The following is a 16,316-nucleotide window of genomic DNA, read 5'->3' on the forward strand; positions in this document are numbered from 1 at the left end:
ACAGCCACGCCGTTTGTCCCGAGTTAATGCAGATATTTACAAACCGAAGGGTGTAAAATCTTCTGTACTGTGGCGCTCTGGCAGTTGTGGGCCGTCGCCAAAACTGCGGTTTACGATATAACCACGTTTAACAGCCGGCCTCTCGTCCAGCTGTTTTGCCCAGCGCATCAGATGCTTATAGCTTTGAGTATCAAGAAACTCGGCAGCGTTATAGGCGCGGTTTAATGCAATACCGCCATACCACGGCCAGATGGCCATATCGGCAATGCTGTATTCGCTGCCAGCGACAAACTCATTTTTTGCCAGTTGTTTATCCAGTACATCAAGCTGTCGCTTGGTTTCCATCGCATAGCGGTTAATGGGGTACTCGTACTTTTCCGGCGCATAAGCATAAAAGTGGCCAAAGCCGCCGCCGACAAAAGGCGCACTGCCCATCTGCCAGAATAACCAGTTTAATGCTTCAGTGCGTTTTGCCGGATCTTTTGGCAAAAATGCGCCGAACTTTTCCGCCAGATACAGCAAAATAGAACCGGATTCAAATACCCTGACACCGTTTGTTGTATCAAGCAGTGCCGGAATTTTCGAGTTAGGGTTTAGCTCAACAAAACCGCTGCCAAACTGATCACCATCGCCAATTTTTATTAGCCAGGCATCATACTCTGCGCCGCTAAAACCCGCAGCGAGTAACTCTTCCAGCATAATATTTACTTTAACGCCGTTGGGTGTCGCCAAAGAATATAACTGCAGCGGGTGTTTACCTTTAGGTAAGGCTTTTTCATGTGTTGGGCCAGAAACCGGGCGGTTAATACTGGCAAACTGCCCGCCGTTTTCAGCGTCCCAGGTCCATACTTTTGGTGGCGTGTAGCTGTTGCTCATAACATGCTCCTGCTAGGTAGTTTTGAGATAAGGAGTTTGGCTTAACCTATCAGCGGATATTGGCACTACAGCAGATGATTACAAGCGTGTGGTTATAACCTTTTGTTGTATAGCCGGTACTTTAGGCCTAAGCACACTGTCAGCTAACCCGGCTAAAATGCAGCAGCCGGTTATTCGCCGGCATAGCATGATCACACTGCAGCGCAAAGCCGGCCGATAAAGCCAGCTGCAATACCGCTTCTATATCCCGTATACCCATTAGCGGGTTTTGCGCTTTTAGCGATGCATCAAACATGGCATTACTTTCACTGGTAAATTGGCCGTTGTAATTAAACGGGCCGTAAATACACAGCTCAGCTTTAGCATGACAAAAGTCGGGCAGGCGGCTAAACAATGTTTGCACCACTTGCCACGGCATTATGTGCAGCGTGTTGGCGCTGAATACCGCATCGACCTGCTGCTGCGGGCCATTATTTTCACGGATATCCAGCTGCAGCGGCGATGGTAGGTTGGGCAGGGCAGCCAGGCGCAACCGCTCGGTCAGATCGGGCAGATACACCGCCTGGTCTGACGCCTGCCAGGTTAAATGCGGCAAAGCGGCGGCAAAATGCACAGCATGCTGGCCTGTACCACTGCCTACTTCCAACGCCTTAGAACTTTTGGCAAAAGCGTGTTGCAACACGGCCAGAATAGGGGCTTTGTTGTTTTCACATGCCTGAGAAAAGGCCAGGGTAGCCGCCATAATAATTTCACTCCGTGTTAGAAATGTACCGAAACACCGGTACCCAGTAACGATGCATCGCTGTCAAACTGGTAATTTACATATAAATCGAACATCGGCGTAAAGCGGTAGCGTAATGTAATGTCGCCGTAGGTGCTGCTGTCTGTATTAGAACCGTCGCCGTAGCGTAGCGCCGCACCCAGCTCTAACTCAGGGATAATAAGGTAGCGAAAACCGGCTCCGGCCACAAAACCATTTACTGCATCATTTTCAAAACCAACAACACCAACTTCAGAGCGGACATAAGCCGCTTCAAAGAAAGAATCAATATTGTCACTAACAGATTGACGTAAACCTAAACCGGCCTGCCATTCAGATGCTTCAAACTCTAAACCCATAATATCGTCCAGCAGCGGCAAATCGCCGGACACATCATAGTAAGACGCATGCAAATACCAGTTATCAGACAGCAAATAACTGGCTTTAAGCTGATAGCCATTCATATCGACATCGTTACCGGCAATATTATCAAGCGTTGCTTTTGCATAACCGGCGCTAACGTAAGTCCAGCTGATGTCTTTGTTAGTAGACTGATTCCAGCGAGAGCCAAACGTATTTGCTTGCACCGTTAAAGCAGTGCTGCCTAAAGCGACTAACGCCAAGCCTGTAATAATTGACTTCATAAAGCCTCTGTTGTGATCTAAGGGAAATAACTTACGGCATAGTAACAGTTTCACAATAAACTTGTGAATATATTGAGTTTGTTTATGATTTGGATAGGGCAGAGTTATACCTAGTTTGGGCGGTAATTGTTATTTTTAACGGTTTGGATTCAAAATCAGCCAGTTAGTAGGTGTAAAAGAATTAACAGAAATCCAACTAGTCATATTTTCCTCAATCTTTACTTACGAGAACTAAATAATCTGCACTAACCCAATTAAGATTTTCAGAGTACATAATCAACGCCCAGTCGCTAGTAAAGGAATAAACTTTTATCCGTGTTCCTTTTGTTAAATGCCCTAGAATTTCTGAGTTCTCGTCAGGCCTATTTCTGACATTCAACTTAACGGCTGTAACCTCATACAACCCATATTTTTTAACCGACATACTCGTTTCCTGTATCGAGGTAGACGAAAAGCTTTTTGATACCTGGGATTGATAGGTGGATTTAGGCATTTCAGCGGCTTTAACTGACGTGCCGATACGGCAAGTCTTCGACCAAGAAATACAGGAATTACCGCATGGTTGTCCTTTCTTGCAATTCTTAGCAAAAGCGACAGGAGATATGATTAGAAGGAGCAAAGCAGCTACAATAACGAGTATCTTATCCATTAGATGTCCCATCAAGTTATTTAAGTTAATTTAAAATCTATATCTCATTCAGTGTCTGTCTGATTTTTTAAAATATTTTTAATTTTCGAATCTATGAGTTTGTCTTGAACATTAATTAGCTTAGGTGTGAGATAACCCACTAAGACGGAGAGTGCGATGATTCTGCCCAAATTGGCTGGGGTTTCGTGAATCAAACCTACAAAGTACAAGCCCACCACCAAGCCAGCAACAGCACTCAGCATCATTCTGAGCCCCATCCATGCACCTCTAAACTCTTGCAGTTTTGGAGATGCCTCTCTCATATCATCTTCTGAGCGCGGGGGGCCTTTTAGGTCAATACAAAGTGTAATTATGTGTGCGAAGCTACCAACAGTTGCGCCCAAGGGGCATAGAACAATGAGCGCTAAATCATATACAGTAAAACCTAACATACTGACAAATTCCGTTTAATGTTACTCAACAGCCTTGTTTCGTTATTGTTAAGCTAATGACTTTTTCCTATTTTAGCAATCATCTTTGTTTGATCTTCAGACAAGCTTTGCATGACTGTTGGTAACGTCAGTCAGGTAAGAACTGGTAAGGCATCTGGCACCTGAACAGGCAATGTTCATTGCAGAGCAATGCGGCTTAGATATAGGTGAAGTGCTGGTTAAGCTGGATATGGAAAAAGCGAAATCACCGGCAGTACGTGAAGCACTGGGCAGCGTACTAAAGAGGATAGCCGGGGCGGTAGCGGCCATAGCTCTGATAACGGGGCTAATGACGACTCCGGCGAGTGACGAAGGGCCTAACATAATGGAAGTGACAGAACGGGCGAAATGCCCGTTTTTGTTATTGAATATTTACCTGTGACCTCTGTATGAAATATCGTCAGTATAAAGTCCTATATCTTTTCTAATATAGCTAAAAAAAACCTCAGCTTTCTGTCTAAAAACAGCGAAGTCCCATTTCAAGATAGAATCAGTACTGTCGTATATATAATCAATCAACTCATTGAACTGATGGTAAACATCAGCTGGGGCAAACATCGCGATATGACAGGTCATGGTCATTCTCTGTTTATCAAATTCGTCCCAAACCTCTTTAGGGATTTGTTTGTCACCATCATTTATACTAGAAATTAGCTTTATTATTGGATCGGAAACATCCTTATAAAGCGATATTTTCTGAAGCAATAGCTGATTAGAGTGCTCGAGTTCATACTTCAACTTTGTTTTGTACGTCTCCAAGTCTCTACTAAGAAAGTGAACGATAAGAGATCTAATCAACCATGCCAGCGTTGCGGAGGTAATACTAAAAGCGCCGATGAAGCTCCAGAAATCTTCCATTTCAAAACATCCTTTGTTTAAAAGCCTTTACTTAAACGGTCGTTGTAGCGACCACAAGATTGTTCCATATAGTGCCTAGATTTGTCTGTTGAACGGACGATATGCGCCCTAGACCAATACTTACAGGCCTCCCAATCCTTACGCATTGACTGCTGTATTGCAGCACGTTTTTCGGCACTCATTGACGGCACAGTTATGGTCTTGGTGTCATCAATGCTGGCGGCTTCCATAGCATGGCGATATCACCGGCGCTGCAGTTGCCGTGTGGTGTATGCAGTATGCCGTCTTTGTCTATGCTGAAATGCCGCCAGCCGTTCGTCAGTGGCAAGTAGCCGGAATTGTGTACGGCAAGGTATCGGTATGCGGACGGGTGAGGGAGGGCACTTACGTAAATCTATCGCAACAACTTCGAAGAAAGTGTTATTGTAAGTACCTAAAATAACTCAATTAACAGGGGTTTAGTTTGGAACAGCTTGCCTTGGAATTAGTAAAAAAACATTGGCTAATTGCCGCTTTTGTTATCGCAATATCGTTAATATCAGGTCTAATCAAAATTCTCAGAGCCGTTATTGATACTCATGAGGACCTGTACTTAAAACGCGATTTAAAACGCCTTACTGAATTAAAGGCAAGTGTATCCGTAGGCTCACAGGTCGCAAAGTTTATCGACAAGCGTATTGAAGAAGAAGCTTTTGCTTTGGCTTCGGGTATACGAACAGCTAAAGAAGATGCAGAGCAGACTTCCAACGTTACAAAACACTTTACTTTGCCTGGTCCAGATTACGCAGTGAAAATCTGCTGGCAAACCCGAACTGTAAAATAAAAGTACCGGGCGTTTATACACCAAGTTATTTGCACGATCTAAAAAAAGACGAAGTCTCAAAGGAAAGTACTACATAGGAGAAAGGCTAGCATATCGAGCAAGCCAGTGTTTATGCAATTTAACATAATTGAAATTTAAATAAGGGGCATAAGCCCCTTTTTCATCTTCGAGAACGACGAGTAACAGATACTTCAGATATATTCGGATCAACCTTAAAAAGTGTTGGAATCGATGTGACAGGATTAACAAAAAGCTCGGTTATACCTTCTTGTTGTTGGCTATTCCGTACTTCGGAAACCAAATAGTGAGAAGATTCGCCAATACTCAAAAAGTCTCCGACTTTTGGTTGACCTTCCAAAGTAACTTCACGAAATATTGAATCATCAATACGAATTAAAAAACTAAAAAAAGATCTTCCCATAAGAGCCTCACAATATCTTCACAATAAAAATTGAAAATAAAGCTATCAGAAAATAGTTTTGAAAGCAAACATCAAAATCAAAGTATCTCTTGAATAATTATTGAATCAAATTCAACAAAATCTATTTAGATTGTAATTGTTGAATTCAATTCATACTATTTCCCCTTTACAATTTTCAATCTGAAAAATCTTTAACCAATCTATTAAGATAATCTGCTGTATGCAATAGCATTTTGTATTTAGTGCCGCTGGTTATCTCTTTAAGCTTTGCCCGTGTTATCACGAGCTGCTTTGCTGACTGTTCGGCTGTCCACTTGTAGCGCCAGAGCATGGCGATATCACCGGCTGTGCAGTTGCCGTGTGGTGTGTGCATTATGCCGTCTTTGTCTATGCTGAAATGCCGCCAGCCGTTCGTTAGTGGCAGATAACCAGAGTTGTGCACGGCAAGGTATCGGTATGCAGACGGGTGAGGGGTGTTTGTTTCATACCAGCGCTTTGCAGTTTGTTCTGTGACGCCGAAAAAATCAGCGGCCAATTTGTGTTTCTTTTCCCAATAACCAAACGCAGATATATACATCTGTCTGAAGTCTGGAAGTGGCGACTTTTTAGGCAACATACGTCTAAATTACTCCCTGAAAAGTGTGCGGAACTAGTTCCAGTACCTGAAAGGGGTAATTGTCGTTAAGTTTTGCAAAATAGTCCTTATGAAACAATGATATATGGTTTTTTGGTTCGGTTTTCCGCTGCAGTAAAGTGTGCAGTTCTACTGCGGATGTCCGCACTCAGTTCGAGTGTAACAGAACTCGAACTGATCACCTGCCAGCGTCCACCCACAAAAAAGCCGCCTAAAGGCGGCCGGTTCGGCAGAGGGAAAGCTTCGCTTTCTGGCGCGGCTTCGCCGCTTAGCTCCCGTTGCGCGCCTCCCTCCGGTCGGTGCTCACTGCAAAGGGGCTGCGCCCCTTTACCCCCTGACAACTGCCGCTTATTCGCGCCCGCAGCCCCCTAAAGGGGGCTGGCGGCGCTCAACGCTTCGGCAGTTGTCTCCGGAGCGCCATTCTGACCCTGAAAGGCCATAGCATCCGGCATGCAGGTCAGGCGGTGCGTGACGCCCTCCAGCTGTACCCGCGCCACACAGTTGCCCATCTCCCTTACGTGGTATTTCATAGGGTAGTAGGGTGCTCCGGTTTCATCTACAAAGTTCACCTGCCAACCTTTGTTCGTCAGCTGCCAACCGGCCATGTAGATAATCACCGGCTTTTGTTCCTGGGCAGTCACACTTGCTTTGCTACTTTTCTGCGAATTTTCATCCGGCTTCGGATAGTAATACTCATAAGGTGCTATCGCCTTGGCGCTGCAACTGCCATACAGCTGTTTGTAGGCATCATTGCATGACCAGATGCCTTTTTTCGGGATTTCCGGCTCAGCAGTGACTAGGGCGTTAACCGTAAAGGCCGCAGCTAACGCCCCGATTGAAAAAAAGTGAAAGCCTTTGGCTTTGTAGTTCCTAAACGCATCTTTGATCCTCTGCATGACTGGCCGGTAACGGCCATGTGAGTAGTACGTGGGTAACATCAGCGTGACGGCATCATAGCCGCCAATGTTCATATCAGGTTTGAATATCTGCTCAGTGTCATAGGCTTCATATAACCGGTCACCGTAATAATTCCATTGGTCAACCTTCATTGAGCTGGCTTCGGTGCCGTATTTCACTATGCCCATGTGCAGGCGCGGCAGCGGTAGGTCATAGCCCGTCAGCATCTTCACAAAGCCCGATATAAACGGAATTTTCATCCTGTCCATGCGCCGGCAATACACAACGTGCTCAGCTATGGTTCGGCGTGCATCTGCGTCTAAGTTCTCAATATCCTGAATGATGAAAATGGCGTCCCAGCGCAGTTTTCTAAGCAGCTTAAAATGCGCGTTCACTTCCTTTCGCCCTGGGGCGTTCCATTCCCGAGAGTTTAGAAAAATACCGCATTCATCCAGTACCAGAAGCCCGTTTTTATTTTCGTCTATCTGTTTGCCTTCATAACCAAGGGGCAGGGCTTCAAGGTCGTGTACAGTGGGAATGTCAGGGAGGCGGTACAGCTCGGTATGCTTTTTATCAAGACCTAGCATGTGTTCAGGGAAAATATCGAGGTTAGTGGCGACCTTGCGGCCTTCAAGCAAGTATTTCTGAATACGGGCAACACTCATTAAAGATTTGCCACCACCCAGTTTCCCAGTAACAACCCAGACCGGCATGGCGCTACTTCTTCGTGAAGCTGGACATTGAGTTTTCAGCCCAGCGCGCTTTGAATTTGGCGACCTCAACCGTGATATGTGCGCCGATGCTCAGTATGTAATACGTAATGATAGTGGTGGCGAGATAAGGCAGGTTCTTTGGCATCATGGCCAGCACCCCCATGATATTGGCGTAAGCAATGGGTGGCAGACCGTTGATAATTTCTAAGATGGTGTCATTCACCCACATCACAAGGTTGTAGACAATCAGGCTGACGACAGCAATAAGTGTGACATATATCGTTATGCTCTTTACGGTGCCCAGCAGATAGTTAGCCAAAAACCACTGCAATAAACGGGTGCAAAGCGCACCGAGAAAAGCGAAAAGACTAGCAAATACTACTGGCATTATAACCTCACATTCTGAATATGCTGCTGGATGCTTCTCACGAAGAAAATCAGCGTTAGCAGGTAAACCACCCACGTTAAGACGTTTGAAATGGTCGGCGCATAAGTACAAACATCAAGGCTACGGCGGCCAAAGGGGATCGGACTGCAATTGTCTTGCGCAAAGGCGAACAGCTGTGGGATAGAATCAAACGAGGTTAAATTGTCGCCTATGTTATTCAGGCGGTTTACACCGGCACCACCTTCGCCGTTGTTCTGGGAATGCTCAACTTTACCCCATGCTTCCTCTAATGCCAGAGAGTAATCCGGCAAATCAACACCACCCGCTGCGGATTCACCATCGCCAGCGGTGCCAAAGCCGTCTTTTATGGCGTCGATACTCTCCTGAATACCATCCAGTTTGCCCTCGACACCGGACATATCGCCGCCGGTTTCAATACCGGCAATAGCGTCTTTGATGCCGTCGAGCTTGTCGCCGTTCTCTGCGGTGCCGTGGATCAGGTCATTCAGCCGGTCGATAATGGTCGAGCTGTTTTTGTTCTCAGCGGCCAAGCGCTTGTTAGTCTCGTTTAAGCGCTCAGTGACAGGGGTAAAATCCTGCTCAATGGTCAGGTCAATATTCGTGACTTTGCCGTCACTGTCGGTAATGGTGCCGCCAACGTTGCTGTTGCCGCCAGTAGCACCGCCACCAGAATCAGGAATGCCAGAGCCATCATCACCGCCCGGGGGCGTTTCGGGGTCTGTGGGTTCGCAGTTCTCTGTGCAGGGTGGTTCAGGGTCGGTACCACCATCATCAGGTGCAGTGGGGCCGGTAACAGCAGAACAAGACTGTGCTGTGACGTAATGTGTATAACCACTGGCAGTACCTAAGCAGATATCCCCGATTTTACAGGTAGACTGGCAAAGTAACGGCTCAGGGTTTGCGCCGCCTGTACTGCCAACATGCGCGCAAAATGACTCTTCTGAATGATGATAACCGTCAATAATGGCACCTTCGATATATCTGCAGGTAGTTGTTGGTTCTTCTTCAACCAGAATTTTACCGGCACTCAAAAAAAGACCGGCACCTTCGCCAGGGCAAGAAATATTCCAGCCAATGGGATCAGGAAAAGTGCATGTGGTGCCGTCAGTTGTGTTGGTAATAGTGACGGACTCCTGAACGTAGTTAAGTCCTTCAATTTCATTGCTTGAGTTAGACACTAGTTCGGAAGGTGTTACCGTGAAATTGTAAGCCCTAGAGTTATATCGCTTAACATGTAAATTAGTGTACTTATAAACTTGTTCGGCATAAGAAAAACTGCTCCACACAGAAGCAGTTAAGGCCAGAAATAACATTAACTTTTTCATGTGTGGAGCGTCCTGTTTAAGATGCTTTGTTAGCAAATTTCTTAAACAGTTTGATGGCGATACTGGCCACAACGATGGTCGTTACAATAGGCCATGCATCAGCGATCAAAGAGCCTGCTTCGGTCGAGATAGCAGCCATTGCTGTCGAAGCTTCCCCCTCAGCCAGTGCAGAGCCAGAGGCCAGCGCGGTTACAACGAAAACACCGGCGGCGTTCAGTTTAGCGTTGAAAATATTGATTTTCTTCATGGTTTACCCCTTAAAGGTCAGTTAGTTGCATTCCAAGCAAAACGCCGGAATACGTAAAAGCCGAGCCCAGCGGCCCAGCCCAGTGTGTAGCAGCCGATAAGACCGACTGCGATAGTTTGGAAATCAAGTGCAAAAGTCATTTGGCAGCTGACTCCCAAGCGTTCATGCCAAGGCAAAAGCAAATACCGCAGCCCACCATGAAAATGACGTTAGCCAGGTATTCGATTTGCTCAGTGGCGATTGTTACGGTTTCCATTTAGCCCGCCTTTTTAACCATCTGCGGATCGTCAGCGCTCAGGGCCTCAAACGTCATACCTGAGCGGGTGATTTTGGTGCGGCAATTGAGAAACACCTCTTTCATAAAGACGTTGCCTTTGCGCAAGTCTTCAGCCAGCTTGATGTTCGGCTGGTTGGTGTCTGGGTCAATCAGCTTGATTTTCAAAGTAGGGGAGCCATAGCTGAAGCCCGTTTGACGCTGGTCATTGTTCGGGTAGTTCTGCACGCCGGTAACGCTGGCGTATGGCATTTTGCTGCCGTTTTCCTGCTCCATAAAACCGGCAGAAATTTCAGTAATGATGAATTGCAGTGTGGTTAAGCTCATAGTGTTTCCTTAGGCCGCGCGGCCATGAATTACAACAAAGTTGCGGGTTGAGGGTTTGCGGTACCAGTCCGGCATCTGATGCGGCTGGACAGTAATTTCGCGTTCGTGTCTTATCATTGGCAATGCTGTACGGCTTGCATCGAATGGCATGGAGATATCCAGACCGAGCTGGAGCAGACGCTGTTTGTGCACGTAATACTGACGCGGGTACTTACCGGTATCTTCGTTGTATAGCGGCTGACCATTGAGCCACATATGACAGTAGTTAGCGGTAGCGTTCGCGGCTTGTCGTGAGTTGCACACTTTGCGGCGTAGCAGCTGGTCGGCAATGGTTACATAGTCCATAGTTGCGACCTCTAGGTTTTCAGTGAGATTTTCCAACGTGGTTAACGTGTGGTGTGTTGCTAAGTCCTCTACAGTGACATGGCCGTAAAAACACAGCTCATACCGGTCTAATTTCTTGGCTTTAAAGCTGTGTTCTTCGCGGACAATTCCGGCAGCCTGACAGTGTTCAACCAGTTTTCTGTAATAGGCCTTATCTTCATCGCTGGCGTCTTTCAGGTTCTTTTTTTCGTGTTCGATAAGCTCAAAGTGCTTAATGTAAAACTTGCTATAGTCCCAACTACTGCCGCCAATACTTCGGCTGGTAGAGTAATCAACAGTTGCGCCGTTAGGGTAAAGGTTAGGGCGCTTACCATTGGGCATAGACATGGTTGCCAGTGCACGCAGGAATGCCCATTCATTTTGATAACCAACAGAATGGTTACGCGTAATGTCTACATGGCGTATTACAGCGCCGGTGTAGCGCTTTTTGTGTTTACGGTTGGCAGCATCTTCGTGAAAGTCTTTCGTAAAGTAGAACCGGCCCGTGGTAAACGGCGGCAAGCCAAGCTTAGCCAGGACAATGTTGTAAACCTGTATACACTCTTCAAAACTGGTGAATCCATACAGGTTTTCAACACGGCCAAAGCGTGACGGATTGCCCTCAACTCTGACCCTGTGACCGTCACAGCTAACACGTAAAGACGTTGAAAAGCTGCTTTGGATGGTGGCACGGGAAGCTACGATTTTATCCGGATCAAATTCACCGGTATGCAGGTTCACAGTTACATAGCCCTTGTCGCCAATCATCGGCAGACGGTCACCTAAGTGCGTCTGCTCGACAACTAACCGGTCTATGAACCAATGACCCAAGGCGCTCATTATGCTGCAGTCCTACGCGAAACACGTTTGCGGCAAGCTGCGTTGTGATACAGCGCTTTGCCAACAACAACCCGACCACAACCGCAATTACACGCCCGGGCAGTCACATTTTGCTGTGGCCGGCGAGTCACAGAAGTGTTGCCCTGGTCTGTCACAGTTTTTGCACCTGGCACAGTCACGAAGAAATCACGCAGCGCGGTCACAGGTTTGTTTGCCTGGTCAGTCACGCCATAAACGTGTTTGTTTATCAGCTGAGCCAAAACAGACCCCAGTACCAGCGGCACACCATTGCCGACAGCTTTCTTTTTGCCCTCAACGGTGAAACTGGGCAAATCAAAGTCAGCCGGTAAGCCCTGACAGTATTTCAGCTGTTCAAAAGACCGGTCATCAGATGCGGTTGCTGCACCATGCTCAGCAGAGCGGCCAGTGTGGTAGGGCGGATTTAACAGTGTTACACCGTCACGGTGTCCGAATTGAAAATGGCGCAGGCGGCTAACGTCTGAAAACCACGCCTGATTAAGCTCAAAGCGCTGCCAGCTATAACGGTCTGGATTAACGATGTTCGGCACTCTGGCAACGTTTTCCAGCAAAAACCAATCTGGCTGTGCTTCTTTCACAATACGGGTGAAATGGTAAAGCATTTCCAGACTATAACCGGTTGGTGCTTCGCGGCGCAGGCCGCTAAATTCCTGACAAGGACTGCCACCGATAACACCGGAAAACACGCCTGCAGGCACATGAAAATGGCGTATATCCTGACCCAGTATCAAATCAGGGCCACGGACAACAGAGAAGCCAAGGGCTTCAAATGGGCGGGAAAACAAATCAATGCCAGGGTAAAGAGACAGGATTAAGCGGTTTGCCGGTACAGGCTTTGCAGCCAGGTGAGTCACAGTTAAGTGTGCCGGCCGTGTCACAGTTTCTGCTCCTGGACAAGTCACAGGTTTTGCAGCCTGGTTAGTCATGATTAACAGCCTTAGCCAAGTTAATCAGGCCATCGCCACACATAGAGCTAACACCAAGCATGAAACTTTGAAGGTGAAAGTCTGGAATGCTTTGACCTTCAGTGGCGGCGTCTTTCATAAGCTCGTCGCGGGTGGACAAGAAAGAATTAACGATAATGTTTTTCCAGACTGGTGCAGGATGAAGATGCTCAACAGCAACCGGAGAATCATGGGCTGGAACCGACTTAGATAATTCCGGCTGCTGCTGAGCGAAAAAGGCTTCGCGGTATTCGGCGGTAGCGATTACATCACCGATAAAAACATGAAGCGTTAGAGGATGGCCACGGCGTGGCACCCAGAAAGTGACATCTTCCTCAATCAGATGGTAAGTGTTTTCACACACTGCACATTCACGGTAACTGACGCGCTGTGCGTCTAGTTTGGCTAATGCATCCGATAAATCAGAAGCAGAGAACAGAGAGCGCTTTATTTCGTCGAGTGTAGTCATGGTTCCAGCCTATGAGTTAACTTCATTTTTGGAGTAATTATCTTGATTCCAATAATCGGGAGTGTCAACTTCATTTTTGGAGTAATTTTGCAGAAGTGAGATAACGCGCTAAAATCAGGCCAAATTTTCTGAGGGTAGAAGCATGAACATTAGCAGTAAGCTAATTGACCAATACAAAGCACTGGATGGCGGAAAGTCTGACAAAGTTATTGCTAACGAAGTGCCTAGCATGACTGTTGGTAACGTCAGTCAGGTAAGAACTGGTTTAAGGCATCTGACACCTGAACAGGCAATGTTCATTGCTGAGCGCTGTGGCTTAGATATCGGTGAAGTGCTGGTTAAGCTGGATATGGAAAAAGCTAAAACGCCAGAAGTACGCGCAGAGTTCGAAAAGATACTAAAGAGATTAGCTGGTGCAGTAGCGGGGATCATCCTGACAATGGGAATGATGGCGGCACCGGCAAGTGATGCAGTAGCGTCACCAGCCCGATAATCAATTTAACATAATATACATTATGAGCCATTAAGTATATGCCGTATCATTACGCATTTCAGCTTTCTATTTCTGTTTAGCCAAGTAAAATGCGTTGTTATCTGCACTTACTTTCTGGCTTATTCATGGCACTTACTATCAGGCCCACTGACGAACAACTCGATATCCTGGCTAAGGTTCAGCGCATGACCGCGGAACTTACTTACTCGAAAGCCATATTTAAAGGATTAAGCGAGTATATTCAGCTGAAAAAAGATTTTGATGAGCTAGAGAAAAAACACAATGCGTTACTTAAAACACACGCTGAGCTTAGAGAAACCGTTAATTTGTATGTAATGGCAAAAACGCGGCTTAACCGCGTTTTACAGGATGATGCCAAAACCGATAATGCGGATTAGTCCGATACTGGTTTAATACCAACCTGAGTTGCTTCACCAGCTTCATTTACCTGACGCACTGTCAGTAGAAGCTGGTCAAGCCGCACCTGGTCGCCAATTACCACACGACGATGGAAACGTTGCGCAATATACGCCGCCAACGTCTGGTTTTTGTCCTGGCCTATCAGGTTAATGGTATAGAATGCGTCCAAATCGCTAAGGTTGATATCTCCGTTCAGTACGAAATCACCAAAGAAACTGCTATTGCTCAGCACGGACTTCTCGGCGTCGTTGGCCAATACTTCGCTTATTTTCTGAATGTGCTTTAATTTTGCCAGCACCATCAAAGTGTCACCAGCATGAAATACCGGCTTTTTATCCGGCAATATCCATTCGCCGTCACGAATAACGCCCAAAAACTGAATTGGCTGCTTAAATTGAAAATCCTGCCAGCCCAGAGTTAACACCGGAGAAGAGTCTGTCACCTTAAACGATAACACCTCCATCACGTCGTTGCTTGGAATAGCATCAAGTGGCATGGCGTTGTCCGGTGCCAATTCAGCCGGTACTTCCAGCTTCAACCAACGGGCTACCGGCACTATGCTCCAGCCTTGAACAACCAGCGAGACAATAACCACCACAAAGGCAACATCAAAATACAGGTGTTCATCCGGCATGCCGGCCAGCCAGGGAAATAATGCCAGAATAATAGGTACCGCGCCGCGAAGGCCAACCCAGCTGATAAATAACTGATCCCTTACCGGAAAACGAAATGGTATCAGGCTGAATAGCACGGCGATCGGCCTGGCGACAAAGATCAGGATCGCCGCAAGGATGAGCGCTGACAGCAAATGGTTCATCAAATTGCTCGGTACGACCAGCAACCCCAGCATCAAGAACATGCTGATTTGGCTGATCCAGGCTAAACCGTCATGCATACGCAATATATGTATAATTTGCGGCAATCTGGCATTGCCTACCAGATACCCCATCAGATACACGGCCAAAAAGCCGCTACCGCCAAACATATTTGTCATGGCATAAATAAAGATACAGCTGGCAACCGCCAGCAATGGGAAAAAGGCAAAATTAAGTGGCAGTTTACGGCATAAAAATACGAATACCCGCCCTGCTCCATAACCCATTACACCGCCAACTACCGCTTGCTGTAAAAAGGTTCTGCCAACGTCCCAGCTTAGCGCATGGCCTTCAGCTAAAACGCCAACCAATGTCAGCGTTAACATAACCGCCATAGGGTCATTACTGCCTGATTCAATTTCAAGCGTAGATGCCACCCGTTCTTTAATGCGAAGGCCTTGGGACTGAAATATAGAGAACACCGCTGCCGCATCGGTTGAACTTAAAATTGCACCGAGCAACAGGCCTTGTAATAGCGTCATATCCAGCAGATAAGCCGCTGACACCCCTACAATGGCGCATGTGAGTACCACGCCGACCGTTGCCAGCATTGATGCCGGCGCTAATGCGACACGAAAGCGCTCCGGATGCGTGCGCATACCGCCGTCAAACAGAATAATCACTAAGGCGATAGAGCCAATTAAAAAGGCAACCTGGGGATTGTCGAACTGAATGCCGACGATACCTTCCTCGCCGGCCAGCATACCAATAATGAGAAACACAAGCAGCATAGGCGCGCCGAGACGCGCCGAGATAAGAGTTGCTATAATGCTGATTACAAAAAGAAAACCGCCAACTAATATTGCGAGGTTTATGCCATCCACTCTAACCTCCTGATTAATTAGACGTTTGAAATCTCCCGCACGATGGCATTTAACGCATCCAATGGCTGTGCAGCCTTAGTAATAGGACGGCCAATTACCATATAATCCACACCAGCCGTAAGCGCCTGAGCAGGCGTCATAACCCTGCGTTGGTCATCCTGGGCAGTGCTTGCCGGACGGATGCCAGGTGTTACCAGACAGAACTTCTGACCGAATGTCTGCTTTAATAGTGTAGCTTCCTGGGCAGAACATACTACGCCATCTAAACCTGAACTGTGTGCCAACGTAGCCAGCTTCATAACCTGCTGCTCTGGTGTCAGCTGTATGCCTAACTCTGTCAGGTCACTCTGTTCCATACTGGTTAATACTGTAACAGCAATAAGGTGTGGTTTTTCAGTGCCATAGGATATCAGAGATTCGCGCGCCGCGCTCATCATTCTGCTACCGCCACAAGCGTGCACGTTAACCATCCAGACTCCAAGATCGGCTGCGGCTTTAACTGCCTTTGCGACAGTATTGGGGATATCGTGAAATTTTAGGTCGAGAAATACATCAAACCGTCTTTGCTGCAACTCCTGCACAAACTGCGGGCCGAAATGCGTGAACATCTCCTTTCCCACTTTCAAGCGGCATAGGGCCGGGTCCAGTTGACTAACCAGGTTCAGCGCGTCTTGTTTTTGTTCAAAATCCAGCGCAACCACAACAGGCGTTTGGCAAACCAT

The 16,316-nt window shown here is 46.9% G+C and carries 22 protein-coding genes; 4 read left to right on the forward strand and 18 right to left on the reverse strand.

Translation table 11 applies throughout. The features are described from left to right. Nucleotides 1-36: 36 nt before the first annotated feature. From yghU to LHL18_RS01195, 5 genes are all read right to left on the reverse strand, one after another. Nucleotides 37-876, reverse strand: a complete 840-nt coding sequence (gene yghU / locus LHL18_RS01175; RefSeq protein WP_134054760.1) for a glutathione-dependent disulfide-bond oxidoreductase — start codon at nucleotides 874-876, stop codon at nucleotides 37-39. 139 nt (nucleotides 877-1,015) lie between these two features. Further along, nucleotides 1,016-1,618 (reverse strand): DUF938 domain-containing protein, encoded by a 603-nt coding sequence (locus LHL18_RS01180; protein ID WP_226765437.1) that lies wholly within the window; start codon nucleotides 1,616-1,618, stop codon nucleotides 1,016-1,018. A 17-nt stretch (nucleotides 1,619-1,635) separates the two neighbouring features. After that, entirely contained in the window at nucleotides 1,636-2,280 is a 645-nt protein-coding gene (locus LHL18_RS01185) for a hypothetical protein (protein WP_226765438.1), read from the reverse strand. Between the two features lie 211 nt (nucleotides 2,281-2,491). Then, on the reverse strand, nucleotides 2,492-2,929 hold the full coding sequence (locus LHL18_RS01190) for an SH3 domain-containing protein (protein WP_226765439.1): 438 nt from the start codon (nucleotides 2,927-2,929) through the stop codon (nucleotides 2,492-2,494). Nucleotides 2,930-2,973: 44 nt separating this feature from the next. Then, nucleotides 2,974-3,360: a hypothetical protein gene (locus LHL18_RS01195; RefSeq protein ID WP_226765440.1), complete on the reverse strand. Its 387-nt coding sequence runs from the start codon at nucleotides 3,358-3,360 to the stop codon at nucleotides 2,974-2,976. A gap of 172 nt (nucleotides 3,361-3,532) precedes the next feature. Between LHL18_RS01195 and LHL18_RS01200 the strand changes: the two genes are divergently transcribed. Beyond that, nucleotides 3,533-3,781 (forward strand): hypothetical protein, encoded by a 249-nt coding sequence (locus LHL18_RS01200; protein WP_226765441.1) that lies wholly within the window; start codon nucleotides 3,533-3,535, stop codon nucleotides 3,779-3,781. Here the strand turns inward: LHL18_RS01200 and LHL18_RS01205 are convergent. Next, on the reverse strand, nucleotides 3,772-4,257 hold the full coding sequence (locus LHL18_RS01205; RefSeq protein WP_226765442.1) for a hypothetical protein: 486 nt from the start codon (nucleotides 4,255-4,257) through the stop codon (nucleotides 3,772-3,774). The genes LHL18_RS01200 and LHL18_RS01205 overlap by 10 nt on opposite strands. A 463-nt stretch (nucleotides 4,258-4,720) precedes the next feature. Between LHL18_RS01205 and LHL18_RS01210 the strand changes: the two genes are divergently transcribed. Beyond that, a complete protein-coding gene (locus LHL18_RS01210; protein WP_226765443.1) occupies nucleotides 4,721-5,080 on the forward strand; it encodes a hypothetical protein in 360 nt (119 codons plus the stop codon). Between the two features lie 160 nt (nucleotides 5,081-5,240). On the opposite strand, the gene LHL18_RS01215 is transcribed toward LHL18_RS01210, so the two are convergent. The 10 genes from LHL18_RS01215 to LHL18_RS01260 all read right to left on the reverse strand — a co-directional run bounded on the left by LHL18_RS01215 (nucleotide 5,241) and on the right by LHL18_RS01260 (nucleotide 12,982). Beyond that, nucleotides 5,241-5,501 (reverse strand): hypothetical protein, encoded by a 261-nt coding sequence (locus tag LHL18_RS01215; RefSeq protein ID WP_226765444.1) that lies wholly within the window; start codon nucleotides 5,499-5,501, stop codon nucleotides 5,241-5,243. 175 nt (nucleotides 5,502-5,676) lie between these two features. After that, complete coding sequence (locus tag LHL18_RS01220; protein WP_226765445.1) at nucleotides 5,677-6,078, reverse strand: hypothetical protein; 402 nt, start codon at nucleotides 6,076-6,078, stop codon at nucleotides 5,677-5,679. A 425-nt stretch (nucleotides 6,079-6,503) separates the two neighbouring features. After that, nucleotides 6,504-7,745 (reverse strand): zonular occludens toxin domain-containing protein, encoded by a 1,242-nt coding sequence (locus tag LHL18_RS01225; RefSeq protein WP_226765446.1) that lies wholly within the window; start codon nucleotides 7,743-7,745, stop codon nucleotides 6,504-6,506. A gap of 4 nt (nucleotides 7,746-7,749) precedes the next feature. Continuing rightward, nucleotides 7,750-8,133, reverse strand: coding sequence for a hypothetical protein (locus tag LHL18_RS01230; RefSeq protein ID WP_226765447.1), 384 nt, complete (start codon nucleotides 8,131-8,133; stop codon nucleotides 7,750-7,752). Then, complete coding sequence (locus LHL18_RS01235; RefSeq protein ID WP_226765448.1) at nucleotides 8,133-9,185, reverse strand: hypothetical protein; 1,053 nt, start codon at nucleotides 9,183-9,185, stop codon at nucleotides 8,133-8,135. Before LHL18_RS01235 ends, LHL18_RS01230 begins: the two co-directional genes overlap by 1 nt. A gap of 310 nt (nucleotides 9,186-9,495) precedes the next feature. Then, nucleotides 9,496-9,726 carry a major coat protein gene (locus tag LHL18_RS01240; protein ID WP_226765449.1) on the reverse strand — a complete coding sequence of 77 codons (231 nt, stop codon included), beginning with the start codon at nucleotides 9,724-9,726 and terminating at the stop codon, nucleotides 9,496-9,498. Nucleotides 9,727-9,982: 256 nt separating this feature from the next. Beyond that, complete coding sequence (locus tag LHL18_RS01245) at nucleotides 9,983-10,327, reverse strand: hypothetical protein (protein WP_226765450.1); 345 nt, start codon at nucleotides 10,325-10,327, stop codon at nucleotides 9,983-9,985. Between the two features lie 9 nt (nucleotides 10,328-10,336). After that, complete coding sequence (locus LHL18_RS01250; protein ID WP_226765451.1) at nucleotides 10,337-11,530, reverse strand: phage/plasmid replication domain-containing protein; 1,194 nt, start codon at nucleotides 11,528-11,530, stop codon at nucleotides 10,337-10,339. Further along, entirely contained in the window at nucleotides 11,530-12,447 is a 918-nt protein-coding gene (locus tag LHL18_RS01255) for a DNA cytosine methyltransferase (RefSeq protein ID WP_226765452.1), read from the reverse strand. The genes LHL18_RS01250 and LHL18_RS01255 overlap by 1 nt, the downstream gene beginning before the upstream one ends. A 40-nt stretch (nucleotides 12,448-12,487) precedes the next feature. Beyond that, a complete protein-coding gene (locus LHL18_RS01260) occupies nucleotides 12,488-12,982 on the reverse strand; it encodes a hypothetical protein (protein ID WP_226765453.1) in 495 nt (164 codons plus the stop codon). A 142-nt stretch (nucleotides 12,983-13,124) separates the two neighbouring features. Between LHL18_RS01260 and LHL18_RS01265 the strand changes: the two genes are divergently transcribed. Together LHL18_RS01265 and LHL18_RS01270 are read left to right on the forward strand one after the other, a co-directional pair. Then, complete coding sequence (locus tag LHL18_RS01265) at nucleotides 13,125-13,475, forward strand: DUF3693 domain-containing protein (protein WP_226765454.1); 351 nt, start codon at nucleotides 13,125-13,127, stop codon at nucleotides 13,473-13,475. A 125-nt stretch (nucleotides 13,476-13,600) separates the two neighbouring features. Further along, complete coding sequence (locus LHL18_RS01270) at nucleotides 13,601-13,873, forward strand: hypothetical protein (RefSeq protein ID WP_134054754.1); 273 nt, start codon at nucleotides 13,601-13,603, stop codon at nucleotides 13,871-13,873. Here the strand turns inward: LHL18_RS01270 and LHL18_RS01275 are convergent. After that, the gene (locus LHL18_RS01275; protein ID WP_226765455.1) at nucleotides 13,870-15,594 is read right to left on the reverse strand and encodes a potassium/proton antiporter; all 1,725 of its coding nucleotides are present in this window, start codon (nucleotides 15,592-15,594) and stop codon (nucleotides 13,870-13,872) included. The genes LHL18_RS01270 and LHL18_RS01275 overlap by 4 nt on opposite strands. A 17-nt stretch (nucleotides 15,595-15,611) precedes the next feature. Next, nucleotides 15,612-16,316, reverse strand: a complete 705-nt coding sequence (gene pyrF, locus LHL18_RS01280) for an orotidine-5'-phosphate decarboxylase (protein ID WP_134054750.1) — start codon at nucleotides 16,314-16,316, stop codon at nucleotides 15,612-15,614.

The organism is Rheinheimera aquimaris, from assembly GCF_020531985.1.
Lineage (GTDB): Bacteria > Pseudomonadota > Gammaproteobacteria > Enterobacterales > Alteromonadaceae > Alishewanella > Alishewanella aquimaris.